Here is a 26,231-nt window from a genome sequence, read left to right as displayed (position 1 = left end):
CCACATGTGCGTGAAATGCCCTACGGGGTGCTACAACTAACCGATGCCCGGTGTTATTGTCATACTACGCAGCGGGATGGTGGTGCTCGTCACGGGTCTCTCACGCCGCGACCGGATAACAAGCGTGTTTCAAGGAGAAGCAAAGATGAGCTTCAAGAAGGCCCTTCTCGCGGCGACCGTGCTGTCGCTGCCCGTGGCCGCCCAGGCCCAGACCATGCCCGTGACCGGCCTCTATGTCGGCGCCGGCGTCGGTGCGAACTACAACCAGGACCGCGTCCAGCGCCTGGCCGGCGAGAGCGCCGTGGTCCGCTCCGACGTGGGCGTCGCCGCGGTGGGCGCCGTGGGCTGGGGCTTCGGCAACGGCATCCGCGCCGAGGTCGAGGCGAACTTCCGCTGGAATGCCGTGAACCGCCTCAGCGGCTCGGGCTCGCGCGCTCCGAACGCGGGTGGCAACATCTACCAGTACGGCGTGATGGGCAACGCCTACTATGACTTCTACAACCTCGGCCTGAACCTGGGTGGCTTCAACATCACCCCGTATGTCGGCGCCGGTGCCGGTTACGTGTGGAGCGACTTCAACCGCGTCCGCGCCTCCGACGCGACGGGCGGCATCGTCGCCAACAGCCGTGACGGCCGCTTCGCCTACCAGGCGATCGTCGGTGCGGCCGTCGGCATGGACGCCCTGCTCCCCGGCCTGTCGCTGACCACCGAGTACCGCTTCATGGGCACGCTGGAGCCCTCCGTGACCTTCGTGGGCACGGGTGACCTGGCTGGCCAGCGTTCGGTGTTCAAGGCCGAGAACTACAACCACTCGGTCCTGGTCGGCCTGCGCTACGCCTTCAACACGCCGGCGCCCGCGCCGGTCGTGGCCCCGGCGCCCGCCCCGGCCCCGGCCCCGGCCCGCACCTTCCTGGTCTTCTTCGACTGGGATCGCGCTGACCTGACCGACCGCGCCCGCCAGATCATCGCGGAGGCCGCCACCAACGCCCGCACCGTGTCCTCGACCCGCATCGAGGTCTCGGGCCACGCGGACCGCACCGGTGCCGCCGCCTACAACCAGCGTCTGTCGGTGCGTCGCGCCGAGGCGGTGGCCGCCGAGCTGGTGCGCCGTGGCATCAACCGGAACGAGATCACGATCCAGGGCTTCGGCTTCGATCGTCCGCTCGTCCCGACCGCCCAGGGCGTGCGCGAGCCGCAGAACCGCCGCGTGGAAATCGTCCTGCGCTAATCGCAGGGCCTTCCAAGGCTGGACTTGGGAAGGGGCGCCGAAAGGCGCCCCTTTTCTTTTGGGCACGCCCCAGCCCCCCACTGGCACAAAAAAAGGCGGCCCCTGGAGGCCGCCTTCCGTCCGTGGGCCGAATGGCCCGCCGTGAAGCCGTGGTCAGCGCGCGCTGGCCCGCTGCTGCCGCGCCGGCGGCACAGGGCAGTTGTCGGTGGTGATGGGCTGCGGGATGCTCGCCCGCTGCGTGATGGCCGCGAGGTCCGCGAGCGAGGAGGCGCCCATCGCCTGCTGGAACAGCGGCAGCTGGTTCTGGCAGAAATGCGAGCCCTGGGTGATGCCGACCTGCATCTGGTTGTTGGCCAGGTTCGTGATGTACTGGTCCATCTCGCGCTGCGCCTGGCGGCCCGAGGCCCGCTGGTAGTAGCCCGTGACCCCGCGGTGCGCTTCGCCCAGCTGGCTGCGGAAACGCGTCACGAAAGCGTTGTAGCTGTCGTGCTGCTGGCAGGAGAGCGCCACGACCATCAGCTGGCTTTGCAGCGCGCGGATGTCGAACGCCGTCCTTTCCGCCGGCCGCAGGCAGGTGGCGAGTGCCAGGCTCGGCACGGCCATGACGGCGGCGATGCCGCCCATCAGCATGAATTTGCGCGCCATGGCGCTATCCCCCGAAAGAAAGATCCCCTGCCTTGAAGCCGCCATTCGGCGCGCGACTCGGCATCCCACCGAAAGCTTTACAGGGAACTCATCCCCGCGCGAAGCCTCTTCATGCATGTTCTTGTTTTGGCTTGGGTTTAGGTAGCTCCGACAGGCGCCGATCCAGGAATTCCAGCACATCTTCCATCTCGGGCGCCTGTGGGCGCATCCAATAGGCCAAGGTGGCGGTGTAGATCGCGGCCACCGTGGCGCGGCGCGTGTACCAGGAGAAGTCGGCCGAGCTGTCGCCGGCCGCATACCAGATGGAAGACGCCGTGTTGGCCGTGCAGCGCAGCGCCACGGGGATGTTCCAGGGCAGGGCCAGCAGGGCGGTGGCCGCACGCAGGGCCTCGCGGTCCGGCTCGGCCGCGCGCAGGCGCAGCTCGATGACGCGGCGGATGCGCTGGGGGGTGCGGAGCGCGGTCATGTCCTCGGCCGCCGCTTCCTCTTCCATGCGGCGATCGGCCAGCGCGCACCAGGCCTCCACCGCGCCCGCCACGCCGCGGGGAAAGGCGTTGTCGAGCATCTCCGCGGTCTCGCCCTGGTCCTCCAAGGCGCGGCGCAGCGTCTCGCGCGTCCAGCCGATGTGGTTGGCCCGGGCGACGGCGGCGAGGATCAGGGCGTCGTCGGTCATGGCGCATCTCCGCGCGCGGCTTCGGCCGCGCGGGCGAGTTCCTCGGTGAAGCCGAGCATCGAAAGGTCCTCCATGCGCATCAGGTAGAAGATGCCGTTCAGATGGTCATTCTCGTGCTGAAGAACACGGGCGGCGAAGCCCTCCGCCTCGCCCGCGACGCGATTTCCTTGGGCATCCTGCCCGGACCAGGCGAGGCGGGCGAAGCGTGGCACCTGGCCGCGCAGCCCGGGGATGGAGAGGCAGCCTTCCCAGCCCAGCTCCATGGCGTCGTCCAGCGGCGTCAGTTCGGGGTTGAAGAGCACGTTCAGCGCCGGCCCGTCCCGCCAGAGGAAGAGGCGCAGCGGCACGTGCACCTGGGGCGCCGCCAGGCCCACGCCGCCGGCATCGGCCAGGGTCTCGGCCATGTCGCGCACCAGGCGGCGCATGTCGGGGGTTGTGGGGTCCGGCACGGGCGCGGCCTCTCCCAGCAGCACCGGGTGGCCCATGCGGGCGATCTTGAGAATGGCCATGGGAACCTCCGTTGACGCGTTTGGCCACAGGAAAGGGGTTTGCGCGAGGGGGGTGGCTATGTTATCTGCATTGCAAGGCACGGGGCGCTTTCGCGCCCACGGGCCTTTTCCACGTTGATCGGCCAAAGCGCCAACAGGAGATTCGCCCGCGTGCAAGTCGTCGTCCGGGACAACAATGTTGATCAGGCGCTCAAGGCGCTCAAGAAGAAGCTGCAGCGCGAGGGTGTGTTCCGCGAGATGAAGCTTCGCCGCCACTACGAGAAGCCGAGCGAGCGCCGCGCCCGTGAGGCCGCCGAGGCTGTTCGTCGCGCCCGCAAGGTGGAGCGCAAGCGGCTGGAGCGCGAGGGCTTCTAAAGCCCCCTCTGCCTGATATCGCACGCGGACAGGGCGCCACCTTCGGGTGGGCGCCCTTTTTGCGTTAGGCCGGAAATGGAAAAAGGGGCGCCCCCCAGAGAGGAGCGCCCCAAGACGTTCAGAGCTGGCTATGAAGGATCCGGCCGCATTGCGGCCGGCGCGCCGCCCGACTGACCTTACCGGCCGCACACCAGCGGCGCGGCGAAAGCCAAGGCGGCGGAGCCGCCGCCCGGCGTTTGAGGGCACAAAAAAGCTTTGCAGCGCCTCAGCGCTGCAAAGCCTGCACGATCTCCTGCGTCACCTTCTTCGCGTCGCCGAACAGCATCATCGTGTTCGGGCGGAAGAACAACTCGTTCTCCACGCCGGCATAGCCGCTGGCCATGCCGCGCTTCACGAAGAACACCGTCTTGGCGCGCTCCACGTCCAGGATGGGCATGCCGTAGATGGCGCTGGACTTGTCGGTCTTGGCGGCCGGGTTGGTGACGTCATTGGCCCCGATCACATAGGCCACGTCCGCCTCGGCGAATTCGGGGTTGATCTCCTCCAGCTCATGCACCTCGTCATAGGGCACGTTCGCCTCGGCCAGCAGCACGTTCATGTGGCCGGGCATGCGGCCGGCGACGGGGTGGATGGCGTAGCTGACCTCCACGCCCTCCTTCTTCAGCAGGTCCGCCATTTCGCGCACCACCTGCTGGGCCTGGGCGACGGCCATGCCATAGCCGGGCACCACGATGATCTTGCCGGCGTTCTTCATGATGAAGGCCGCGTCCTCGGGGCTGCCGGCCTTGACCGGGGCACGCTCGCCCCCGCCGCCGGCCGCCGCCGCGCCGCTGTCCGAGCCGAAGCCGCCCAGCAGCACGTTGATGATGGAGCGGTTCATCCCCTTGCACATGATGTAGGAGAGGATGGCGCCCGAGGCGCCCACCAGCGCGCCGGTCACGATCAGCAGCAGGTTGCCGATGGTGAAGCCGATGCCCGCCGCCGCCCAGCCCGAATAGCTGTTCAGCATGGACACCACCACCGGCATGTCCGCGCCGCCGATCGGGATGATCAGCAGGAAGCCCAGGCCAAAGGCCAGGATCGCGATCATCCAGAACAGGGTGGGCGAACCGGTGGCGACGAAGAGGATCACCAGCAGCAGAAGAAGGATGCCCAGCCCCGCGTTCAGCTTGTGCTGGTTCGCGAAGAGGATGGGCGCGCCCGACATGCGGCCATCCAGCTTGAGGAAGGCGATGACCGAGCCCGAGAAGGTGATGGCCCCGATGGCCAGGCCCAGCGACATCTCGAGCAGCGAGGCCCCCTTGATGTTCCCCGGCACGCCGATGCCGAAGCTCTGCGGCGAGTAGAGCGCGGCCGCCGCCACGAAGACGGCCGCCATGCCCACCAGGCTGTGGAAGGCCGCCACCAGCTGCGGCAGCGAGGTCATCTGGATGCGGCTCGCGATGATCGTGCCGATCGAGCCGCCGATGGCGATGCCCGCGATGATCAGGACGAAGCCGCCGAAATCCATGCCGGAGTTCAGGATGGTGGCCAGGATGGCGATGCCCATCCCGATCATGCCGTACTGGTTGCCCTGGCGGGAGGTCTCGGGGTGGGACAGCCCGCGCAGCGCCAGGATGAACAGGACCGAGGCGGCGAGGTAGGCGAGGGTGGCGATGGTGGCCATGGCTGCCTCAGCCCTTCTTCTTCTGGAACATGGAGAGCATGCGGCGCGTGACGAGGAAGCCGCCGAAGATGTTCACCGAAGCGAGGGTGACGGCGAGCACCCCAAAGAGCCGTGCCGCATCGCTCTCAGCCGCCGCGGCGGCGAGGATGCCGCCCACCACGATGACGGAGGAGATGGCGTTGGTGACGCCCATCAGCGGCGAGTGCAGCGCGGGCGTCACCGACCACACCACGTAGTATCCGACGAAGCAGGCCATCAGAAAGATGGTCAGCATCAGCAGGAAGGGTTCCACCACCTGGGCCACGGGGGCGGTGGCCTCGGCGGCGCGGCGGGCGAAGTCCGCCAGCTCGGCGGCGCGGGCCGAAAGCTCGGCGGCGCGGTTGGCCAGTTCCGTCTGGGTGCTCATGGGGGTCTCCGTCAGGCCGCGGGGGCGAACATCTTGTGGACCACGGCGCCGCCGCGCGTCAGCGTGACACCCTGGACGATGTCGTCCTCGGGCGGCAGCTTGGGCGCCTTCGCGTCCTTGTCCCAGAAGGTGGTCAGGAAGGTGAGCAGGTTGCGCGCGTAGAGGGCGCTGGCGGCGGCGGGGATGCGGCCGGGCCAGTTGGTGAAGCCCAGGATCTTCACGCCATTGTCCGTCAGGTAGGACTGGCCGGGCTTGGTCAGCGCGCAATTGCCGCCGGCATCGGCCGCGATGTCCACGATGACGCTGCCGGGCTTCATGGAGGCGACCATGGCCTCCGTCACCAGGGTGGGCGCCTTGCGGCCCTGCACCAGCGCGGTGCAGACCACGACGTCCTGCTTGGCGATATGGGCGGCCACCACCTCAGCCTGCTTGGCGTAGAATTCGGCGGAGAGCTGCTTGGCGTAGCCGCCGGCGGTCTGGGCGGCCTTGCTCTCCTCGTCCTCGTAGCCGACGAAGCTGGCGCCGAGGGATTTGATCTCCTCCTTGGCGGCGGGGCGCACATCGGTGGCCGAGACGCGGCCGCCGAGACGCCGGGCCGTGGCGATGGCCTGGAGGCCCGCCACGCCCGCGCCCATCACGAAGACATTGGCGGCGGGCACCGTGCCGGCCGCCGTCATCAGCATGGGGAAGCCGCGGTCGAAGGCGGCAGCACCCTCGATCACGGCGCGGTAGCCCGCCAAATTCGCCTGGGAGGAGAGCACGTCCATGCTTTGCGCGCGGGTGATGCGCGGCAGGAGCTCCATGGAACAGGCATCCACCCCGGCCGTCGCGAAGGCCCCTGCCGCGGCGGCATCGGCCTGGAGCGTGCCGATCAGCAGCGCGCCCTGCGGCAGGGGCGCCTCCGGCGCGCGGACGGTGAAGACGATGGCGGCGCCCGCCACGGTGGCGGCGGCATCGGGCGCCAGGGTGGCGCCGGCGGCGGCGTAATCCGCGTCCGGCAGGCCGGAGGCCAGGCCCGCACCCTGCTGCACCGTGACATCGAGACCGAGGGCGATGAGTTTCTTCACCGTCTCGGGCGTCGCCGCCACTCGGCTTTCGCCGGGCTTCGTCTCCTTCAGGACCGCAAGGCGCATCAGGCCATATCCCCCGTTGAATGGTCGGCTATTTGTCCGGACGCTGCATATGCACGCTGCGGCCCCAGGCGCAAGACGTTGCGTTCATGTCACGTGGCGAAGAACCTGCCGCCAGACCCGCAGGAAATTGCCGGACCAGAGCAGCCCGATCTCGCGCGGGCCATAGCCGCGCCGGGCCAGTTCCGCGGTGATGGCGGCACTTTCCCCCGCATGCATCCAACCCTGCACCCCGCCGCCCCCGTCGAAATCGGACGAGATGCCGACATGGTCCAGGCCGATGCGCCGCACCGCATGGTCCACATGGTCCACCAGATCCGCCACCGTCGCCTGGGCCGCGCCATTGGGGGGTGCCGCCTTCAGGAAGGAGGCCACGGCCGTGATCTGCGCCACGCCCCCGCAGGCGCGGATGGCGTCGAGCTGCTCATCATCCAGGTTGCGCGGGTGGGCGTTCAGCGCGGCGCAGGCGGTGTGGGTGACGGCGAGGGGCGCGCGGGAGGCCTCGCAAGCCTGCATCATGCCGGCCTTCGACACGTGCGAGCAGTCCAGCATCAGCCCCACGCGGTTCATCTCCGCGATGGCGGCGCGGCCCAGCGCGGTCAGCCCGCCATGCTCCTCCTCGGCATCGCCCAGGTTCTTGCGCGGGCGGGCGCTGTCGGAGAGGGCGTTGTGCCCATCATGGGTCAGCGTGAGGTAGATGGCCCCCAGGCGCCGCCACAGCGCGATGCGGCCGAGGTCATGCCCCATGGCATAGCCGTTCTCCACCGCCGAGAGCACGGCGGGCACGCCGGCGGCGAAGGCGGCCTCCACCTCGTCGGGGGTGGCGCAGAAGCGGGCGGTGCTGCCGTCCGCGCGGTCGCGGATGTGGCGCAGCATGGCCTCGGCGCGGGCGGCGGCGGCCGCGTGGCCCACATGGTCGCGCGGGCCTTGCGCCACATAGGCGATGAAGACGGCGGCCGACATGCCGCCCTCGCGCATCTTGGGCAGGTCCACGCAGCGGTCGGTGTGGGAAAGCCAGTCCGGCGGGTCGGGCCAGCGGATGTCAATGTGCGTGTCGAGGATCAGCGGGTTGTTCGTGTTCATCGGCCGAAGCCTGACAGGAAACGGGCCAGCAGGTCACCCAGGATGTCGCAATTGTAGCCGCCCTCCTGGCAGATGGCGGTGGGCAGGCGGAGCGCGCCGATGGCCTGGCCCGCGCGGGCGAAGCCGTCCGCCGTCACCTTCAGCGCGGCCAATGGTTCATGCTCGCTGGCGTCGAAGCCCAGCGCCACCACCAGCGCGTCGGGCGCGAAGCCGCGCAGTGCGGCCAGGCCCTGTTCCAGCGCGGCCAGCCACCCTTCGTCGCCGGTGCCGAAGGGCTGGGGCAGGTTGAGGTTGAAGCCCGCCCCCGCGCCGCCCCCCGTCTCGCCCGCGAAGCCCACATACCAGGGGTAGTAGCGGGAGGGGTCGGCGTGGAGGGAGACGGTCAGCACATCCGGCCGCTCCCAGAAGATGCCCTGGGTGCCGTTGCCGTGGTGGCTGTCAATGTCGAGCACGGCCACGCGCGCCGCCCCCGCATCGCGCAGCCGCTGCGCCGCCAGGGCCGAGTTGTTGATGTAGCAATGCCCGCCCGCCCGCGCGGCATAGGCGTGGTGGCCGGGCGGCCGGCAGAGGGCATAGGCGTCGCCGCCCCCCGCCGCCACATCGGCCGCGGCCAGGGCGCAGGCGGCGGCGCCGAGCGAGGCCTCCCAGGTGCCCGGCCCGATGGGGCAGGCCGTGTCGGCGGTGAAGATGCCGGTGCGGGCCGTGATGTGGGTGGGGGCGAGCTGCGCCTGTTCCAGCATTTCGGGCGTGGGGTGGATGTTGGCGACGACCTCGGGCCCGGCCTCGGGCAGGGAAGCCCATTCGGCGGCGGCGGATTCCAGGAAGTCGAGATAGGCCTGGCTGTGCAGCCGGGCGAGCGCGGCCTTGCCCGGCGCGGCCACCGCTTCCGGCGTGAGGCCCAGCCGCGCCAGGCCCTCCCGCAGCGAGGCGGCGCGGGCCGGAATTTCGTAGTTGGCCCGCAGCGCCCCGCGCATCAGGAAGAATTTCGGGTGGTGGGCGGCTTCGCCCGGGTCGTGGAAGGCTTTCATGGGGGCACGGTAACACCGGCCCGCCCCTCGACAACACGGCGGGGCGCTGGTGTGCTGCCGCCATGCCCTCGCTAGACCCCGGCGCGCGCCGCGCCATCCTCGACGCCTGCGATTCCCTGCGTGACGAAAGCCTGGACTGGCTGTTCCGCCTGGTGCGCTGCCCCTCCACCCTCGGGAACGAGGCGGGGGCGCTGAACGAGATGGCGCGGCTCTACCGCCATCTCGGCCTCGACCCCTTCCCCATCCCGACCGACCCGGAGGCGATGGCCGGGCACCCGGGCCTCTCGCCGCCGCTGATCCCCTACACGGGCCGCGACAATGTGGCGGCGATCCACCGCCCGCGCGCGGCCTCGGGCCGGTCTCTGCTGCTGCAAGGCCATGTAGATGTGGTGCCCGAGGGCGCGGCCGACATGTGGGACACCCCGCCCTATGCGCCCGCCATCCGCAACGGTCGCGTCTATGGCCGCGGCGCCGGCGACATGAAGGCGGGAATCGTCAGCTACGCCATGGCCTTCGCCGCGCTGAAGCGCGCCGGGCTGCAGCCGGCGGCCGAGGTGCAGATGGCCGCCGTCATCGAGGAGGAATGCACCGGCAATGGCGCGCTCGCCGCCATGCTCGCCCTGCCCAAGCCCGACGCCGTCATCATCCCCGAACCCGGTCCGGGGATGGACGCGCTCTACACCGCCGAGGTGGGCGTGGTCTGGGCCTGGGTGACGGTCAGCGGCCGCCCGGCCCATGTGCGGGACATGCAGGCGGGGGTGAACGCCATCGAGGCCGCGCAGATCATCGCCGGCGCCTTCAAGGAGTATGAGTCCGAGCGCAACCGCGCCGAGCACATCGCCCCCGAATTCCATGGGGTGAACCACCCGGTGAACGTGAACCTCGGCACCATCGAGGGGGGCGAGTGGAATTCTTCCGTCGCCACGCGCTGCCGCATCGGCCTGCGGGTCGGCGTCATGCTGGGCTACACGGCCGCCGAGACGAAGCGCGACATCGAGCGCCTTGTGGCCCAGGCCAGCCAGCATGAGCGCCTGCGCGGCGCCCAGGTGAAGCTGGAATTCAAGGGTTTCATGGCCGACCCCTGCAACTTCCCGCGCGACACCGAGATCAGCGCGCTCGCCCGCCGCAGCTATGCCGAGGCCACGGGCGGCAGCCTGCGCGACTACCCGGCGACGGGCCTGACCGATGGTCGCCATTACGTCCTCTACCAGGGCACGCCCTGCGCGGTCTTCGGGCCGGACGCGCAGGACATCCATGGCATTGACGAGAATGTGGGCGTGGAAAGCGTCCACGGCATCACGCGCAGCATCGCGCTGGCCATGGCGGAGTGGTGTGGGGTGGAGCGCGCATGATGGTGCCCCCGATTCACGCCTCCGGCGCGCGCTGCGCTGCGCCCTGCGGCGATCGGAGGCGGGCATGAGGAATATCCCCCTCTCAGGCGCCCGCCTCTGGGCCGACCTGCATGAGATCGCGCGGATCGGCGGCACCCCGCGCGGCGGCTGCAACCGCCAGGCGCTGACGGACCTGGACGGCGAGGCCCGCGCCTGGCTGGTGGAACGCGCGACCGCGCTGGGCTGCACCCTGCACCTCGACCCCTTCGGCAACATGGCGCTGCTGCGGCCAGGGCGCGACCCCGCTCGCAAGCCGGTGGCCTTCGGCAGCCATCTCGACACCCAGCCCACGGGCGGCAAGTTCGACGGGGTGCTGGGCGTGCTGGCCGGGCTGGAGGTGCTGCGCGCTTTGCACGAGGCGGGTGCCGAAACCGAGGCGCCGCTCATGCTGGTGAACTTCACCAATGAGGAGGGCGCGCGTTTCTCACCCCCCATGATGGGCAGCGGCGCCGCCATGGGCATCTTCCCACCCGAGCAGGTGCTGGAAACGACCGATGCCACCGGCGTGAGCTTCGGCGCGGAACTCGCCCGCATCGGCTGGCGCGGTTCCGAAACGCTGCCCGAGATGGCCGCCTTCCTGGAACTGCATATCGAGCAGGGCCCGGTGCTGGAGCGCGAAGGCAAGTCGGTCGGCATCGTCACCCATGCGCTGGCCCAGCGCTGGTACGATGTGGTGGTGGAGGGCGCCGAGGCGCATGGCGGCAGCGCCATGGCCGGCCGGCGCGATGCGCTGGTGGCGGCCAGCCACCTGATCGCGGCGGTGGAGGAGATCGCCATCGCCGCCCGCGCCCCCGATGGCGAACTGGGCCGCGGCACGGTCGGTCGCATCGTGGTCCACCCCGACAGCCGCAACGTGGCACCCGGGCGGGTCTGGTTCAGCGTGGACACGCGCCATGGCGACCCCGCGCAGCTTGACGCCATGGGCGAGGCGCTGCGCGCGCGGGCCGCGGAGATCGCGCGGGCGCGGGACGTGACCATCACCGTCAGCGATTTCTGGCATTCGCCGCCCATCCGCTTCGACGCGGCGCTGCTCGGGCATTTGCGCGCCTCGGTCGCGCGGCGGGGGCTGGCGGCGAAGGAGATGCCCACCGGCATCGGCCATGACGCCGTCTATGTCGCGCGAAGCGTGCCCACCGCCATGATCTTCGTGCCCTGCCATGGCGGCCTGTCCCACAACGAGGCCGAGAGCATCACCCCCGAATGGGCCGAGGCGGGGCTGCTGGTGCTGGCCGATACCATATTGGAGGCGGCGCAATGAGAATCGCCATCGGCGGCTTCCTGCACGAAAGCCATTCCTTCGCCCCGCGCGCCACGGGCTGGGAGGATTTCCTCAAGCCCGGCGGCCTGCCGCCTTTGCTGCACCGGGACGAGCTGGTGGAAGGGCTGCGCCCCACCTCCGCCTGCGCCGCCGGCGCCATCGCGGCCTGTGACGCGGCGGGGGCGAAGATTGCGCCCCTCGCCTGGGGCTTCGCCAACCCGGCCGGGCCCGTCACGCGCGCGGCCTTCGAACGGCTCTCGGCGCTGATCCTGGCGGCACTCTCCGATGCGCTGGACGAGGCGCCGCTGGACGGCGTGTTTCTCGACCTGCACGGCGCCATGGTCAGCGACGACTTCCCCGATGCCGAGGGCGAATTGCTGCGCCGCGCCCGCGCCGTGGTGGGGCCCGGCATTCCCATCGCCGTCACGCTCGACCCGCACGCCAACATGACGCGGTTGATGGCGGAATGCGCCGATGTCCTGGTGCCCTACCGCACCTATCCGCATGTGGACATGCGCGCCGTGGGCCGCCGCGCGACCGAGCTGCTGCTGGCGCGCATCCGGCGCGGCGCGCCCTGGGCGCTGGCCTTCCGGGAACTGGATTTCCTGATCCCCATCACCAGCCAATGCACCATGGTCGAGCCGATGGCGGGCGTGATGGAGGCCCGCGCCCGGCTGGAGCAGGGCGTGGTCGAGCTCGGCTACTGCTTCGGCTTTCCCTATGCGGATTTCCCCGGCTGCGGCCAGGCCATCGCCTGCTGGGCGGAGACGCCGGAGGCGGCCGAACAAGCCGCCGACGCCCTGGCCCGGGAGATCGCCTCGCGCGAGGCCGCCTTCACCGGCGGGGTGATGGAGGCCGACGCCGCCGTGGCCGAGGCGCTGCGGCTCTCGGACGGTGCCGGCAAGCCCGTCATCATCGCCGACACCCAGGACAATCCGGGCGGCGGCGGGCATGGCGACACCACCGGGCTGCTGGCGGAGCTGCTGCGCCAGGGAGCACCCGCCGCGCTGGCCCCCATGAACGACGCGGACGCCGCCGCCGCCTGCCACGCGGCGGGGGAGGGGGCCACGGTGACGCTGGACCTCGGCGGCAAGAGCGACGGCGCGCCCCTGCGCGTGACGGGCGTCGTGGAGCGGCTGTCGGACGGCCGCTTCACCCTGGAAGGGCCGATGGGCGCGGGGAACCCGGCCAATCTCGGCCCCACCGCGCTGCTGCGGGTCGGGCCGGTGCGGGTGGTGATCGTCTCGCGCAAGATGCAGGCGCATGACCAGGCGGTGTTCCGCCATCTGGGCGTGGAGCCGGCGGCGGAACGGATCGTGGCCGTGAAGTCCTCGGTGCATTTCCGGGCGCATTTCCAGCCCATCGCGGCGGCGGTGCTGGTGGCGGCCGCGCCAGGACCGGTGGTGGCGGACCCTGCCACGCTGCCTTTCACGGCGCTGCGCCCGGGGCTGCGCCTCAGGCCCGGGGACAACCGGCGCTTCGGCGGCTAGGGCGCGAGGTTCCGCATCCAGCCATCGGCCGTCGCTTCCAGCTTGCGGGCACCCTCCTGCGCCGCCAGCGCGTCGCCATGGGTCGCGGTGAGCTGGCAGGCATATTTGCGCAGGCTGTTCTCGAGCCCCGCGACGGCATCGCCCAGCTCGCCCAGGTTGGATTGGAACGCGGCCACCGCCTCGCGCTGCTCCTCCAGCGCGGCGTCGAGCGCGGCGAGGGCATGGCGAAGCCTGTCCTCGGGCGTGGGCTCGGCGGGGGCGCGCTGCGGGAAGAGCAGGATTTCGGCGCTGGGCATGGGGGCTCCGTCGGCAATCTCTGAAGAAATTGCTAACGCATCGCAGATTTTAAGACAAGATAAATATCTTGAGATTTGGTTAATGAAACCGAGACGCCCCGCTCACACCAGGAAGGGCAGCAGCAGGCAGGAAGCGGCCCCCACCGACAGCACCCAGCGCAGCCGCATGTAGAAGCGCGGCACCAGCCCGCGCGAGGCCGCCCATTGCTCCACCCCGGCCGTGGCCAGGATGCCGGCGGCCAGCAGCAGCAATGAGGGTGCTTCGAACAACAGCATCGCCGCCCAGCCGATCAGCGAGGGCACCACCCCCAGCACCAGCCGCGCCGGCGTGGCCCAGGCCTCGCCCGCCGGCGCCCGCAGCGCCAGCCCCCAATGCACCGCCCCCAGGAAGGAGAGGATCACCGCGCCATAGGCGATCAGCGCCCCACGCGCGAAGCCGCCCCAGTAGTCGGGGGCCAGCAGCACGGCCAGCGCGGCGGCGATGAAGGGCAACAGGCCCGAGAGGCCCAGGGTCCAGAGAAGGCGTTCATGCGCGGCGTTCATGCGCCGCACATCAGCCGCAAGAGGTGCCGCGGTGCAAGAGGTGTGCGCGCGCCCGGCCGCTGCGCTATAGCCCCGACATGGGCATCTTCCTCGAAGTCGGCTTCATCGTGCTGCTGACGCTGGTCAACGGCGTCTTCGCGATGAGCGAGTTGGCCGTTGTCTTCTCCCGAAGGGGGCGGCTGCAGGCGATGGAGCGCGCCGGCACGCCCGGCGCCGCCGCCGCCCTGGCGCTGCATGAAAATCCCGGCCGCTTCCTGCCCACGGTGCAGGTCGGCATCACGCTGGTCGGCATCCTGGCCGGCGTCTTCGGCGGTGCGGCGCTCGCCCGGCCGGTGGGCGAGGCCCTGGAGGAGCTGCCCTTCGTCTTTGGCTATGGCCAGGCCCTGGCCTTCGGCATCGTCGTGCTGGCCATCACCTATGCCAACCTGATCCTGGGCGAGCTGGTGCCCAAGCAGCTCGCCCTGCGGAACCCGGAGCGCGTGGCCTCGGCGCTGGCCCCGGCGCTGACCGTGCTGGCGCGGGTGACGGGGCCGTTCATCTCGCTCCTGTCCACCTCCTCCGCCTTCATCCTGCGGCTGTTCGGCGCCCACAAGCCGACCGAGCAGGGCGTGACCGAGGAGGAGGTGAAGGCCGTGGTGGCCGAGGGCGTGCAGGCCGGCGCGCTCGATCCCAACGAACGCCAGATGATCGAGCGCGTCCTGCGCCTGGCCGACCGCCCCGTGCGCGCGCTGATGACGCCGCGCAACGAGGTGGCCTGGATTGACCGCAACGCCGCCCCCGAGGCGGTGGCCGAGGCGCTGCGGGCCGACAACCTGACGCGCTTCATCGTGGCCGACCGGCGGGTGGACAATGTGGTGGGCGTGGTCGCGGTGAAGGATCTGCTGGACCAGGTGCTGGGCGGTGGCGCCATTTCCATTCCCGCCGCGCTGCGCCAGCCCACCGTGCTGCCGGACAACCTCTCGGCGCTGGACGCGCTGGAGCGGCTGCGCGGCGACCCGTTGGGGATGGCGCTGGTGCTGGACGAATATGGCAGCTTCGAGGGGGTGGTGACCGCCTCCGACCTGCTCGAGGCCATCGTGGGTGAACTGGGTCCCGCGCCCGACGCCGTCCCCGGGGCCATAGCCCGGTTCGACGGCTCCATCCTGCTGGATGGGATGATGGCGCTGGATGAGCTGCGCGGGCGCCTGAAGGATTTTGAGCCGCCGCCGCAATCGGGCCACTACCACACGGTGGCCGGGCTGATGATGGCGCTGCTGCAGCGCATCCCGCGGGAGGCGGACCGCATCGCCTACAGCGGCTGGCGCTTCGAGGTGGTGGACATGGATGGGCGCCGCGTGGACAAGGTGCTGGCGCTGAAGGAGGGGGCGACGGGCGCGCCGCTGGTGGCACCCCCCATCGCCGTCCTGCCGCTGGAGGGCAGCCCCGCCGAGCGGCCCTCTACTTCGCGGCCCCAGCCTTCGCGATCGGTGGAATGAACTGGGCCTCGGTGTCCCAGGGGAACAGGATCCAGGTGTCCTGGCTGACCTCGGTCACGAAGCTGTCCACCAGGGGCTTGCCGGCGGGCTTCGCGTAGATCGTGGCGAAATGCGCGCCCGGCAGCATGGCGCGCACCAGCTTGGCCGTGGTGCCGGTGTCCACCAGGTCATCCACCAGCAGCCAGCCCGTGCCGTCGCCGGCGGCGGCGGGGGCCTTGGCCACGCGGGGGTCGCCGCGCTTCTCCTCGTCATAGGTGATGACGCTGACCGTCTCGATGATCCGGCACTCGAGCTCGCGCGCGATGATGGCGGCCGGGATCAGCCCGCCGCGGGTGATGGCCACCACGCCGGTCCAGGGGCCGCGTTCCATCAGCCGCCACGCGAGCGCCTTGGCATCGCGGTGCAGCTGGTCCCAGCCGACGGTGAAATAACGTGGCGCCACCTTCAATGCATCCTTCCGCCAATGGGCACGGTCAAATCCGGGCGCAGCAGAACCACCGCGCCATTCTCGTCGGGCACGCCCAGCACCAGCACCTCGCTGAGGAAGGGGCCGATCTGCCGGGGCGGGAAGTTCACCACCGCCAGCACCTGCCGGCCGATCAGCCGGTCAGGGGAGTAGTGGGTGGTGATCTGCGCGGAGGATTTCCGCACGCCGATCCCCTCGCCGAAATCCACCCAGAGCTTGATGGCGGGCTTGCGCGCCTCGGGGAAGGGCTGGGCGTCCACGACGGTGCCCACCCGGATGTCCACCTTGAGGAAATCATCGAAGCCGATCGTCTCGCTCATTTGCGCGCGCTAGCCGATTTCCGCGCGGGAGGCGAGGGGTCTTCCCAGGTTTGCGGCGCCGCCACCCCTGGTCCAGAATGGACGTGACATTCCAACCGCCGAGGAAACCCCTGATGCGCGACTTCCACCTGCCCGGCCGCAGCCCGGTGATTGCTGGCCGGGGCATGGCCGCCACCTCCATGCCGGCCGCCTCGCTGGCCGCCATCGAGGTGCTGAAGGCGGGTGGCAATGCGCTGGACGCCGCCATCGCCGCCGCCGCCGTGCTGGGCGTGATCGAGCCGCAGAGCACCGGCATCGGCGGCGACAATTTTTGTCTGTATGCGCCCGCTGGTGGCGACCATGTGATCGCCATGAACGGTTCGGGCCGGGCGTCCGCCGGCTCCACGCCCGAGGCGCTGCGGGCCAAGGGGCTGACCGCCATGGTCAACACCTCGGTCCATTCGGTCACGATCCCGGGCGCCGTCTCGGCCTGGCAGGCGCTGAACGCGGCCTATGGGCGCAAGGAGCTGGGCTACCTGCTGCAACCCGCCATCCGCGCGGCCGAGGAAGGCTTCCACGTCCATGCCCGCGTGGCGCATGACTGGGCGGAGGCCGCGGGCAAGCTCGCGGGGCACGAGGCCTCGGCGCGGCACTACCTGCCCGGCGGCAAGGCGCCCGTGATGGGCCAGAAGATGCAGTTCCCGGCGCTGGCGGCCACGCTGCGCGCCATCGCCAAGGGCGGTGCCCGCGCCTTCTACGAGGGCGAGATCGCGGCCGACATGGTGGCCACCCTGCGCGCCCTGGGCGGCACGCAGACCGAGCAGGACTTCGCCGACGCCTTGCTGGGGGCGGAATTCGTCACCCCCATCAAGCGGTCCTGGAAGGGCATGGACATCCACCAGTGCCCGCCCAACGGCACCGGCATCATCACGCTGATGATCCTGGGCATGCTGGAGAACATGCCGAAGGCCGAGGGCGGGCCGCTGGGGCTGACGCGCCTGCACCGTCACATCGAGGCCGCGCGCCTGGCCTACCGTGACCGCGACGCCTTCGTGGCCGACCCCGCCCAGGTGGAGGTGCCGGTGGAGCACCTGCTCTCCGACGAATACCTGCACGGCCTGGCCCGCGGCATCCAGGATGGCCGCGCCATGGCGGAGCTGCCGCCGGCCGGCACGCTCTTCCCGGTGCATGCGGACACCGTCTATCTCTGCGTGGTGGATGAGGAGGGCAACGCCTGCTCCTTCATCAATTCGCTCTTCGAGAGCTTCGGCTCCGGCATCCTGGCCGAGAAGTCGGGCGTCATGCTGCACAACCGCGGCTATGGCTTCCGGCTGGAGGAGGGGCACCCGAACTGCATCGCGCCCGGCAAGCGGCCCATGCACACCATCATCCCCGGCATGGCGACCAAGAACGGCCGCGCGGTGATGCCCTTCGGCGTCATGGGCGGGCATTTCCAGCCGATGGGCCAGAGCCTGCTGCTGTCCAACATCTTCGAATGGGGCCTCGACCCGCAGGAGGCGATCGACCTCGCCCGCCTCTTCCCGCGCGAGGGCGCGATCCAGGTGGAGCGCGGCATCCCGGCCGATGTGGTGGCGGGGCTGGACGCCATGGGCCATCGCTGCGTGGCCTGGGACAAGCCGCATGGCGGCGGCCAGGCCATCCTGATGGACCATGCGCGCGGCTGCCTGATCGGCGGCAGCGATCCGCGCAAGGATGGCTGCGTGATCGGCTACTGAGGAAACCTCGCCATGACCGAACCCTGCGAACTGCCCGCCACCGCCGCCCGGCGGATGATCGGCCGCAAGAAGCTCTCGCCGGTGGAGCTGCTGGAAAGCTGCCTCAAGCGCATCGGCCAGGTGAACCCGGCCGTCAACGCCATGACGGCGATGGATGTGGACGCGGCCCGCACCCAGGCCCGCGCCGCCGAGGACGCCGTGATGAAGGGCGAGCGGCTGGGCGCGCTGCACGGCCTGCCGCTCGGCATCAAGGATCTGGAGGAGACGAAGGGGCTGCGCACCACCTGGGGCAGCCTGCTCTTCAAGGACCACATCCCCACGCGCGACGAGGGCATGGTGCGCCACCTGCGTGAGGCGGGCGGCATCGTGCTGGGCAAGACCAACGTGCCGGAATTCGGCCTGGGTGCGAACAGCCGCAACGCCGTCTATGGCGCCACGGGCAACGCCTTCGACCCCACGCACAATGCCGCCGGATCCTCGGGCGGTTCGGCAGTCGCCCTGGCCTGCGACATGGTGCCGCTGGCGTCAGGGTCCGACACGGGCGGTTCGCTGCGGAACCCCGCGGCGTTCAACGGCATCGTGGGCTACCGCCCCTCGCCGGGCCTGGTGCCCAATGAGCGGCGGGGGCATGGCTGGAACCCGCTCTCCGTGCTGGGGCCGATGGCGCGGGACGTGCCGGACCTCTGCCTGATGCTGTCCGCCATGGCGGGCGACGATGCGGGTGACCCGCTGGCCTATACGCTGCATGCGCGGACGGTGCGGGGCGAGCCCGCCCTGTTCCACCCGCCGCGCGAGATTGATCTTTCCACCCTGCGCGTCGCCGCCACCGAAGACTTCAACCTGGCCCTGGTGGAGGGCGTGGTTCGCCGCAAGTTCCGGCGCATCGTGGAGGGCTGCGGTTCGCTCTTCGCGCGGATCGAGACCGCCACCCCCGACGTGACCGGCGGCGACGAGGCCTTCGAGGTGCTGCGGGCCTCGGGCGCCTTGGCCTCGCACCTGGACCGCGTGCGGAAGCATGCCGACAAGTGCGGCCCGAACATGATCGCGAATGTGGAGGAGGGGCTGCGCTATTCCCTGGAGGATCAGGCCCGCGCCGCCAGCCGCCAGACCGTGATCTACCGGAACTTCCAGAGCTTCTTCGAGAAGCATGACGTGCTGATCACCCCCGCCATCACCATCAGCCCCCGCCCCTGGCGCGAGCTGTTCCCGAGCGAGATCGACGGGCAGAAGACCCGCACCTACTTCCACTGGCTGGCGCTGGCCTACTACGTGACGCTGACGGGCCACCCGGCCATCAGCCTGCCCGTGGGCCTGGACGAGAAGGGTTTTCCCTTCGGCCTGCAGATCGTGGGGCCGCGGGGCGGCGATGCCTTCGTGCTGGGCGTCGCGGCCGCGCTGGAGGCGGCGCTGGCCGGCGATGCGGAGTTCGGTCGCCCGAAGCCCGACATCGCGAAGCTGCGCGCGGCACCGCCCATCAGCGGAATGGAGGGCTTCCTCGGCTTCGGCTGAGGCAGCCTACCAGCGGTAGTACCGCGGCGGCGGGCGGTGGTAATAGCCCCGCGGCGGGCCGTAATAGCCGCGATAGACCGGCCGCGCCGGCGCGTAGTAGCGCGGCGGCGGGGCGTAATAGCGCGGTTGGCTCGCGGCACCGATCGCAAGGCCGGCTACAGCCCCCACCCCCGCGCCCGCCAGGGCGGTGGCGGCGGGGTCCGGGCGCCCATAGGCATCGGTGCAGGCCGCGACGCCGAGCAGCCCCGTGAGGCTCAAGGCGGTGATGAGCTTTCGCATCGAAGGCACTCCTCTATCCCAGGCATCAAGGCAGGCGGGTGCGGCCGGTTGAAGGTGGCAATGTGGCGCCGCCGTGCCAAAGGTGGCGAGGGGCGGGCGGCGCCTCCGTTGAAGGCCGCCTTCCGGCTTCCTGCGCCATAACAGAGGAGAAACGCGGCAGGCTGCCCCAGGTTGATGCGCGCCCTACCCCTTGCCGGAGGAGAAGGCGTTGAAGGTCTGCAGGGTGTAGGTGTCCTTCACGCCCGCCACGCTCTGCACCCGCTCCACCACGAAGAGGCCGATATCCTGCTCCGGCTCCAGGTAGAACTTCCCCAGCAGGTCATATTGGCCGGAAATGGAGTGCATCTCGGACAATTCAGCGATGCTGTCGGCCATCTCCCGGGCCACCCGGTAGGCTTGGCCCATCTCACACTTGATCATCACAAAGATTGCCCGCACGACCATGCTCCCTATGTAGGAAGCGCGGGATATGCCGCGTGCGGGGGCGGCCGTCCACGACGGATGCACCCGCCCGGGGCAATGGGGGCCGAACGCCCCTGAATTGCCGGTAACGAAACGTAACCACCGCCAAAGAGCGCCCTTGCCGAGCTTCGGCAAGAGGTCCATTCATGTGCGGTTAAAACCTGAGGCTCCATGCGCGCCTGGCTGCAACTCGGCATCGTCGCCGTCCTCGGTGGCGCCGGCTATCTCTGGCACACCCAGGCGGACGCCTGGGGCGTGCCCGCGCCGCTCTCCCTGCTGGGACTTGAACGCCCCACGGCGGCCGAGGGGCCCCGCGCCGCGCCGGCCGCGCAGCAGGTCGCGGTGGTGGCCGCCCCCGTCCGGCAGGCACCTGTGGTGGAGCGAATGGAAAGCGTGGGCACCGTCCGCGCGCGTGAGGCCGTGACCATCACCACCAAGGTGGCCGGCATGGTCACCGCCATCCGCTTCGAGGAAGGCCAGCATGTCCGCGCGGGCGACGTGCTGATGGAGCTGGACAGCGAGGCCCTTGCCGCGGAGCTGTACCAGGCCCGCGCCAGCCTCGACAACGCGCAGAGCCAGCTGGCCCGTGCCCGCGCCCTGCCGGCCGGCCAGGCCGTGGCCCGCGCCCGGGTGGATGAGCTGGAGACGCTGGCCCGCGCCGCCGACGGCCGCCTGCGCCAGATCCAGGCCCGGATCGACGAGCTGCGCCTGACCGCCCCCTTCGACGGCCGCGTGGGCCTGCGCCAGGTGAGCGTGGGCGCGCTGATCCAGCCCGGGACCGCCGTCACCAGCCTGGACGACATCAGCCGCGTGCGCGTGGAATTCTCCATCCCCGAGGTGCATGTGGCGCGCGTCCGCCCCGGCAGCCTGGTCAGCGCCCGCAGCGCCGCCCATGGCAGTCGCGTCTTCGAAGGGCGGGTGACGGTGATGGACACGCGCATCGACACCGCCACCCGGACCATGCGGGTGGTTTCGGAATTCGACAATTCGGACGAGGCGCTGCGGCCGGGCCTGTTCCTGAACGTCCAGCTCACGCTCGAAACCCGCCCCACCGCCCTGCTGGTGCCGGAGGAGGCGCTGGACTCGCTGGGCGAGCGCAGCTTCGTCTACGCCATCCGCGACGGGCGCGCGCGCCGCGTGGAGGTGCAGCTCGGCCTGCGGCTGGCGGGCGAGGTGGAAATCCGCCAGGGCGTGCGCCCCGATGACCAGGTGGTGGTGCGCGGCCTCCAGCGCCTGCGCCCCGACGTGCCCGTGCGCGTCACCGAGACCATGACCCGCCCCACGAGCTGAGCCCGAGGCCAGGCCCATGATCCTCTCCGACATCTCGATCAAGCGGCCGGTCTTCGCGACGGTCGTGAGCCTGATGCTGGTGGTGCTGGGCCTCGCCTCGCTCACCCGGCTGCCGGTGCGCGAATTGCCGCGCATCGACCCGCCCATCATCCAGGTCATCACCACCTATACCGGCGCCTCGGCGGGGGTGGTGGACACGCAGATCACGGAGTTGATCGAGGGCGCGGTGGCCGGCATCGAGGGCATCCGCACCATCACCTCCTTCTCGCGCGACGAGCGCAGCGTCGTCACCATCGAGTTCAACCTGAACCGCAACGTGGACAGCGCGGCGAACGACGTGCGTGACCGCGTGGCCCGCGCCGCCGCCCGCCTGCCCACCCAGGCCCAGGTGCCCATCGTGCAGAAGCAGGATGGCGATGCGCGGCCCATCATGTGGGTCGCCCTCTCCTCCGAGCGCATGTCGGGCATGGAGCTGACCAATGTGGCGCGGCAGCGCTTCGTGGACCGGCTGGCCATCGTGGACGGGGTGGCGCAGGTCCTGATCGCGGGCGAGCGGCGCTTCTCCATGCGGATCTGGCTGGACCGCCAGGCGCTGGCGGCCCGTGGGCTGACCGTGCAGGACATCGAGGACGCCATCCGCCGCGAGAATGTGGAACTGCCCGGCGGGCGCCTCGAATCCACCCAGCGGGAACTCACGGTCCGCACCGACACGCGCATGAACACCCCCGAGCAGTTCCGCGCCCTGGTCGTGGCGCGCAACCCGGCCGGCGGCGCGCAGGTGCTGCTGGGCGACGTGGCGCGCGTCGAGGTGGCGCCCGAGGAATCCCGCGGCGGCTACCGGCTGAACGGGCGCGATGCCATCGGCCTCGGCATCCTGCGGCAGAGCACGGCCAACACCCTCTCGGTCGCGGACGGCATCCGCGCGGAGGTGGAGCGCATCCGCCCCAACCTGCCCGAGGGGATCAACGTCGAATACGGCTACGACGAGAGCCGCTTCATCGCCCAGTCCATCTACGAGGTGCAGCACGCGCTGATGATCGCGCTGGCCCTGGTGGTCGGCGTCATCTTCTTCTTCCTCCGCAGCTTCCGCGCCACCCTCATCCCGGCCATCGCCATCCCGGTTTCCATCATCGCCTCCTTCACGGCGGTGGCGGCCATGGGCTTCTCGGTGAACATCCTGACGCTGCTGGGGCTGGTGCTGGCCATCGGCCTGGTGGTGGATGACGCGATCGTGGTGCTGGAGAACATCCATCGCCGCATCGAGGAGGGGGAGGAGCCGCTGCTGGCGGCACTCCGCGGCTCACGCGAGATCGCCTTCGCCATCATCGCGACGACCCTGGTGCTGATCGCGGTCTTCGTGCCGCTCTCCTTCATGTCGGGCAATGTGGGGCGGCTGTTCACGGAATTCGGGCTGGCGCTGGCGGCCTCCGTCGTCTTCTCGGGGCTGGTGGCGCTGACGCTGACGCCCATGATGTGCAGCAAGCTTCTGAAGCCGCACGGCTCCAGCGGGCTGTTCATCCGCATGACGGAGCCGCTCTTCCTCGGCATGAACAATGGCTTCCGCGTGCTGCTGCGGGGCGCGCTGAACATGCCCATCGTCGTCATGGCGGTGGCGGCGGCGCTGTCGGCGCTGTCGGTGCTGCTGTTCCAGGCGCTGCCCAAGGAGTTCACGCCGACCGAGGACCGCGGCGTCATCATCGTGCCGCTGACCGGGCCGGAGGGCGCCACCGGCAACTACATGCTGGAGCACCTGCGCCATGCCGAGCGGCTGGGGGCGCGCTATGTCGCCTCGGGCGAGGCCGCCTCGGTCTTCTCCACCCTGGGCGGCTTCCAGCCACCGCCGCAGGGCAATGTGGCCAACATGTTCATCCGGCTGGCCCCGTGGGACCAGCGCGAGCGCAATTCCCAGGCCATCGCGCGCGAGCTCTTCCCGCAGATCGCCGCCATGCCGGGCGTGCGTGGCTTCACGCTGACGCCGCCCTCGCTCGGCCAATCGGGCTTCCAGCCGCCGGTGCAGTTCGTCCTCGGCGGGCCGGACTACGAGACGCTGGTCCAGTGGCGCGACACCTTCCTGGCCCGCGCCCGGCAGAATGAGCGTCTGCTGAACCTCGACAGCAATTTCCGCGAGACCAAGCCCGAGCTGCGCGTGGACATTGATCGCCGCCGCGCGGCCGATCTCGGCGTCTCCATCCAGGCGGTGGGGCGCACGATCGAGACCATGCTCGGCTCGCGCGAGGTCAGCACCTATATCGAGGGCGGGCAGGAATATAAGGTGCTGCTGCAGGCGACCGAGGGCGACCGCTCGACGCCCTATGACCTGCAGAACATCTTCATCCGTTCCTCCGGCGGGCTCATCCCGCTCTCCAACGTGGTGACGCTGAGCGAGCGCGCGCGGCCCCAGGCACTCTCGCGCGCCGACCGGGTGCGGGCCATCACCATCACCGCCTCGCTCGCCCCCGGCTACACGCTGGGCGAGGCGCTGGACTTCATGGACGCCACCGCGCGGGAGGTGCTGCCCTCCGAGGTGCGGATTTCCTATCGCGGCCAGTCGCTGGAATTCCGCGACAGCACGGGCGCGCTCTACGTCACCTTCCTGATGGCGCTGCTGGTGGTCTACCTGGTGCTGGCGGCGCAGTTCGAGAGCTTCATCCACCCGCTCATCATCCTGCTCTCCACGCCGCTGGCCATGACGGGCGGGCTGCTCGCGCTGCACTTCACCGGGCAGACGCTGAACATCTTCAGCCAGATCGGCATGATCCTGCTGATCGGGCTGATGGCGAAGAACGGCATCCTGGTGGTGGAATTCGCGAACCAGCTGCGCGACCGAGGGCTGTCCATCTTCGACGCGGCGCTGGAAGCGAGCGTGGTGCGGCTGCGGCCCATCCTGATGACCTCCATCGCCACCGTCTTCGGCGCCGTGCCGCTGGCCATGGCGACGGGGGCGGGCGCGGAGAGCCGCATGGCGCTGGGCGTAGTCATCGTGGGTGGCGTCACCTTCTCCACGATCGTGACGCTCTTCGCGGTGCCGGCGCTCTACGTGATGCTGGCGCGCTTCACCAAGCCGCTCGGCCATATCGAGCGCGCGCTGTCGGACCTGGAGCGCCGCACCCCGGTGGTGGGCGACGAGGCGGCGAAATATGCGAAGAAGCCGGGCGCTTCACCGGCGCCCGCGGAGTGACGCGCCCGCCATGCTGATCTAGTTTCCCGCCACCAGACGCACGGGAGACTGAGAACATGGCGGGAATGCAGGAACGCAGCGGCGGGCAATTGCTGGCCGATGCCTTGGTGGCGCAGGGGGCGACCCATGTCTTCGCCGTGCCGGGCGAGAGCTACCTGGACCTGCTGGACGGGCTCTACGCCCAGCGCAACCGCGTGGAACTCATCACCTGCCGCTTCGAGGCCGGCGCCGTCCACATGGCCGAGGCCCATGGCAAGCTGACGGGCAAGCCAGGTGTGGCCATCGTCACCCGCGGCCCGGGTGCCTGCCACGCCGCCATCGGCGTGCATGTGGCCATGCAGGACAGCACGCCGCTGGTGCTGCTGGTGGGGCAGATCCCCGTCGAGGAAACGGACCGCGAGACCTTCCAGGAGGTGGACTACCGGCGGATGTTCCAGCCGCTGGCCAAGTGGGTCACGCAGATTGATGACGCGCGGCGCATCCCCGAGATCATGGCCCATGCCTTCGACATGGCAGTGAGCGGCCGTCCCGGCCCCGTGGTGGTCGCCATCAGCGAGGAGATGCAGAAGCACATGGTGGCGGTGCCGGACCTCGGCCCGCAGCGCGTGCTGCCCGCCCACCCGGCCCCCGCCGCCATCCCCGAGATGATGGCCATGCTGGAGAAGGCCGAGCGCCCGCTGGTCATCATGGGCGGCAGCCGCTGGACGCCCGAGGGCCGCGCTGCGATGCGGGCCTTCGCCGAGGCCAATGACCTGCCCGTCGCCGTCGCCTTCCGCCGCCAGGGCCTGTTCGACGGCACCAGCCCGCATTTCGCGGGCGACCTGGGGGTGGGCGCGGATGCGGGCCTGGTGGCCGCCGCGAAGAAGGCGGACCTGATCCTCGCCATCGGCACCCGCATCGGTGAGCCGGTCAGCCAGGGCTACACGCTGCTGGACATGGCGGGTGCGACGCCCATCGTGCATGTGCATCCGGACCAGGGCGAGATCGGGCGGGTCTATCGCGTGGCACTCGGCGTCACCTCGGATGTGAACGCCTTCGCGCTGGGGCTGAAGGGCCAGAAGGTGGCCAAGCCGCGCTGGGCCGCCTGGCGCCAGGAGGTGCGCGCGGCGCGCGAGGCGCAGGCCGTGGCGCAGGACTATGCCGGCCCGCTGAACCTGGCCGTGGCCCTGCAGGCGCTGGAGAAGGCGCTGCCGGCCGACACCGTCTTCACCACCGACGCCGGCAACTTCGCCACCTGGCCCACGCGCTTCATGCATGTGAAGGAAGGCCAGGATTTCCTCGGGCCCACGAATGGCGCCATGGGCTATGGCGTGCCGGCGGCCATCGGCGCGGCCATCGTGGAGCGCGGCCGCCAGGTGGTCTGCTTCGTGGGCGATGGCGGCTTCATGATGACGGGGCAGGAGATTGCCACCGCCTTCCACCATGGCGTGACGCCCATTATCCTGGTCTTCAACAACCGGATGTACGGCACCATCCGCATGTACCAGGAGCGCGTGTACCCGGAGCGCGTCTCGGGCACGGAACTCACCAACCCCGACTTCGCCCGCTTCATCGAGGCCTTCGGCGGCCATGGCGAGGTGGTGGAGCGCACCGAGGAACTCGTGCCCGCCTATGAGCGCGCGGTGGCGAGCGGCAAGCCCGCCATCATCGAGATCCGCACCAATCCGGAGCAGGTGACGAACCGCGCCACCATCGCGGAGTTGCGGGCGCAGGCGAAGAAGTAGCGTCCGGTCGCCCCCGGTGGAACACCAGGGGCGTGAATCGGCCGCGTGGCGAAGCGTCCGGTCGCCCCCGGTGGAACACCAGGGGCGTGAATCGGCCGCGTCAGAAGGTCGGG

At 70.4% G+C, this 26,231-nt stretch carries 25 protein-coding genes; 11 read left to right on the top strand and 14 right to left on the bottom strand.

What is annotated here, in order from left to right; all coding sequences use genetic code 11:
• Nucleotides 1–145 precede the first annotated feature (145 nt).
• Nucleotides 146–1,228, top strand: a complete 1,083-nt coding sequence (locus JTN19_RS17765) for an OmpA family protein (RefSeq protein ID WP_206935382.1) — start codon at nucleotides 146–148, stop codon at nucleotides 1,226–1,228.
• A 153-nt stretch (nucleotides 1,229–1,381) separates the two neighbouring features.
• On the opposite strand, the gene JTN19_RS17760 is transcribed toward JTN19_RS17765, so the two are convergent.
• The 3 genes from JTN19_RS17760 to JTN19_RS17750 form a co-directional block, all read right to left on the bottom strand.
• Entirely contained in the window at nucleotides 1,382–1,873 is a 492-nt protein-coding gene (locus tag JTN19_RS17760; protein ID WP_206935380.1) for a hypothetical protein, read from the bottom strand.
• Nucleotides 1,874–1,982: 109 nt separating this feature from the next.
• A complete protein-coding gene (locus JTN19_RS17755) occupies nucleotides 1,983–2,546 on the bottom strand; it encodes a COQ9 family protein (RefSeq protein WP_206935378.1) in 564 nt (187 codons plus the stop codon).
• On the bottom strand, nucleotides 2,543–3,055 hold the full coding sequence (locus JTN19_RS17750; RefSeq protein ID WP_206935376.1) for a peptide deformylase: 513 nt from the start codon (nucleotides 3,053–3,055) through the stop codon (nucleotides 2,543–2,545). Before JTN19_RS17750 ends, JTN19_RS17755 begins: the two co-directional genes overlap by 4 nt.
• 150 nt (nucleotides 3,056–3,205) lie before the next feature.
• Here JTN19_RS17750 and rpsU point away from each other — a divergent pair, with 150 nt between their 5' ends.
• Nucleotides 3,206–3,409, top strand: a complete 204-nt coding sequence (rpsU, locus tag JTN19_RS17745; RefSeq protein WP_019459559.1) for a 30S ribosomal protein S21 — start codon at nucleotides 3,206–3,208, stop codon at nucleotides 3,407–3,409.
• A 265-nt stretch (nucleotides 3,410–3,674) separates the two neighbouring features.
• Here the strand turns inward: rpsU and JTN19_RS17740 are convergent, their stop codons facing one another.
• From JTN19_RS17740 to JTN19_RS17720, 5 genes are all read right to left on the bottom strand, one after another.
• A complete protein-coding gene (locus JTN19_RS17740) occupies nucleotides 3,675–5,075 on the bottom strand; it encodes an NAD(P)(+) transhydrogenase (Re/Si-specific) subunit beta (protein WP_206935374.1) in 1,401 nt (466 codons plus the stop codon).
• A gap of 7 nt (nucleotides 5,076–5,082) precedes the next feature.
• The gene (locus JTN19_RS17735; RefSeq protein ID WP_184386160.1) at nucleotides 5,083–5,481 is read right to left on the bottom strand and encodes an NAD(P) transhydrogenase subunit alpha; all 399 of its coding nucleotides are present in this window, start codon (nucleotides 5,479–5,481) and stop codon (nucleotides 5,083–5,085) included.
• Between the two features lie 11 nt (nucleotides 5,482–5,492).
• Entirely contained in the window at nucleotides 5,493–6,614 is a 1,122-nt protein-coding gene (locus JTN19_RS17730; protein WP_206935373.1) for a Re/Si-specific NAD(P)(+) transhydrogenase subunit alpha, read from the bottom strand.
• An 84-nt stretch (nucleotides 6,615–6,698) separates the two neighbouring features.
• Complete coding sequence (locus tag JTN19_RS17725) at nucleotides 6,699–7,694, bottom strand: dipeptidase (RefSeq protein WP_206935371.1); 996 nt, start codon at nucleotides 7,692–7,694, stop codon at nucleotides 6,699–6,701.
• Nucleotides 7,691–8,722, bottom strand: coding sequence for a histone deacetylase family protein (locus tag JTN19_RS17720; RefSeq protein WP_206935369.1), 1,032 nt, complete (start codon nucleotides 8,720–8,722; stop codon nucleotides 7,691–7,693). The genes JTN19_RS17725 and JTN19_RS17720 overlap by 4 nt, the downstream gene beginning before the upstream one ends.
• Before the next feature lie 62 nt (nucleotides 8,723–8,784).
• On the opposite strand from JTN19_RS17720, the gene JTN19_RS17715 reads away from it, so the two are divergent.
• From JTN19_RS17715 to JTN19_RS17705, 3 genes are all read left to right on the top strand, one after another.
• Nucleotides 8,785–10,074 (top strand): ArgE/DapE family deacylase, encoded by a 1,290-nt coding sequence (locus tag JTN19_RS17715; protein ID WP_206935366.1) that lies wholly within the window; start codon nucleotides 8,785–8,787, stop codon nucleotides 10,072–10,074.
• Nucleotides 10,075–10,138: 64 nt separating this feature from the next.
• Nucleotides 10,139–11,371, top strand: coding sequence for a Zn-dependent hydrolase (locus JTN19_RS17710; RefSeq protein WP_206935364.1), 1,233 nt, complete (start codon nucleotides 10,139–10,141; stop codon nucleotides 11,369–11,371).
• On the top strand, nucleotides 11,368–12,861 hold the full coding sequence (locus JTN19_RS17705) for a M81 family metallopeptidase (RefSeq protein WP_206935362.1): 1,494 nt from the start codon (nucleotides 11,368–11,370) through the stop codon (nucleotides 12,859–12,861). Before JTN19_RS17710 ends, JTN19_RS17705 begins: the two co-directional genes overlap by 4 nt.
• Here the strand turns inward: JTN19_RS17705 and JTN19_RS17700 are convergent.
• Nucleotides 12,858–13,157, bottom strand: a complete 300-nt coding sequence (locus tag JTN19_RS17700) for a hypothetical protein (RefSeq protein WP_206935360.1) — start codon at nucleotides 13,155–13,157, stop codon at nucleotides 12,858–12,860. The two genes, JTN19_RS17705 and JTN19_RS17700, sit on opposite strands and share 4 nt — an antisense overlap.
• Nucleotides 13,158–13,259: 102 nt before the next feature.
• Nucleotides 13,260–13,700 (bottom strand): DUF3429 domain-containing protein, encoded by a 441-nt coding sequence (locus tag JTN19_RS17695; protein ID WP_206935358.1) that lies wholly within the window; start codon nucleotides 13,698–13,700, stop codon nucleotides 13,260–13,262.
• Between the two features lie 77 nt (nucleotides 13,701–13,777).
• Here JTN19_RS17695 and JTN19_RS17690 point away from each other — a divergent pair, with 77 nt between their 5' ends.
• Nucleotides 13,778–15,175, top strand: coding sequence for a hemolysin family protein (locus JTN19_RS17690; RefSeq protein ID WP_206935356.1), 1,398 nt, complete (start codon nucleotides 13,778–13,780; stop codon nucleotides 15,173–15,175).
• Here JTN19_RS17690 and gpt read toward each other — a convergent pair.
• Together gpt and JTN19_RS17680 are read right to left on the bottom strand one after the other, a co-directional pair.
• A complete protein-coding gene (gene gpt, locus JTN19_RS17685; RefSeq protein WP_191085909.1) occupies nucleotides 15,138–15,617 on the bottom strand; it encodes a xanthine phosphoribosyltransferase in 480 nt (159 codons plus the stop codon). The genes JTN19_RS17690 and gpt overlap by 38 nt on opposite strands.
• A gap of 2 nt (nucleotides 15,618–15,619) precedes the next feature.
• Nucleotides 15,620–15,961, bottom strand: a complete 342-nt coding sequence (locus JTN19_RS17680) for a tRNA-binding protein (protein ID WP_206935354.1) — start codon at nucleotides 15,959–15,961, stop codon at nucleotides 15,620–15,622.
• A gap of 113 nt (nucleotides 15,962–16,074) precedes the next feature.
• Between JTN19_RS17680 and JTN19_RS17675 the strand changes: the two genes are divergently transcribed.
• Together JTN19_RS17675 and JTN19_RS17670 are read left to right on the top strand one after the other, a co-directional pair.
• Nucleotides 16,075–17,676 (top strand): gamma-glutamyltransferase family protein, encoded by a 1,602-nt coding sequence (locus JTN19_RS17675; RefSeq protein ID WP_206935352.1) that lies wholly within the window; start codon nucleotides 16,075–16,077, stop codon nucleotides 17,674–17,676.
• Between the two features lie 12 nt (nucleotides 17,677–17,688).
• Entirely contained in the window at nucleotides 17,689–19,185 is a 1,497-nt protein-coding gene (locus JTN19_RS17670) for an amidase (RefSeq protein ID WP_206935350.1), read from the top strand.
• 6 nt (nucleotides 19,186–19,191) lie between these two features.
• On the opposite strand, the gene JTN19_RS17665 is transcribed toward JTN19_RS17670, so the two are convergent.
• Nucleotides 19,192–19,464 carry a hypothetical protein gene (locus JTN19_RS17665; RefSeq protein ID WP_206935347.1) on the bottom strand — a complete coding sequence of 91 codons (273 nt, stop codon included), beginning with the start codon at nucleotides 19,462–19,464 and terminating at the stop codon, nucleotides 19,192–19,194.
• Nucleotides 19,465–19,647: 183 nt separating this feature from the next.
• Nucleotides 19,648–19,884 carry an Lrp/AsnC ligand binding domain-containing protein gene (locus JTN19_RS17660; protein WP_456300185.1) on the bottom strand — a complete coding sequence of 79 codons (237 nt, stop codon included), beginning with the start codon at nucleotides 19,882–19,884 and terminating at the stop codon, nucleotides 19,648–19,650.
• Between the two features lie 213 nt (nucleotides 19,885–20,097).
• Between JTN19_RS17660 and JTN19_RS17655 the strand changes: the two genes are divergently transcribed.
• The 3 genes from JTN19_RS17655 to JTN19_RS17645 all read left to right on the top strand — a co-directional run bounded on the left by JTN19_RS17655 (nucleotide 20,098) and on the right by JTN19_RS17645 (nucleotide 26,118).
• Nucleotides 20,098–21,216: an efflux RND transporter periplasmic adaptor subunit gene (locus JTN19_RS17655; RefSeq protein WP_206935345.1), complete on the top strand. Its 1,119-nt coding sequence runs from the start codon at nucleotides 20,098–20,100 to the stop codon at nucleotides 21,214–21,216.
• A 16-nt stretch (nucleotides 21,217–21,232) separates the two neighbouring features.
• On the top strand, nucleotides 21,233–24,394 hold the full coding sequence (locus tag JTN19_RS17650; protein ID WP_206935343.1) for an efflux RND transporter permease subunit: 3,162 nt from the start codon (nucleotides 21,233–21,235) through the stop codon (nucleotides 24,392–24,394).
• Nucleotides 24,395–24,459: 65 nt separating this feature from the next.
• Nucleotides 24,460–26,118, top strand: a complete 1,659-nt coding sequence (locus tag JTN19_RS17645; RefSeq protein ID WP_242531242.1) for a thiamine pyrophosphate-dependent enzyme — start codon at nucleotides 24,460–24,462, stop codon at nucleotides 26,116–26,118.
• Nucleotides 26,119–26,231: the final 113 nt, after the last annotated feature.

The sequence above is a fragment of the Roseococcus thiosulfatophilus genome (assembly GCF_017311575.1).
In the GTDB taxonomy this organism is placed as follows: domain Bacteria; phylum Pseudomonadota; class Alphaproteobacteria; order Acetobacterales; family Acetobacteraceae; genus Roseococcus; species Roseococcus thiosulfatophilus.
Note: the sequence above shows the minus strand (reverse complement) of the source record. Positions and strands in the feature narration are given on the sequence as shown.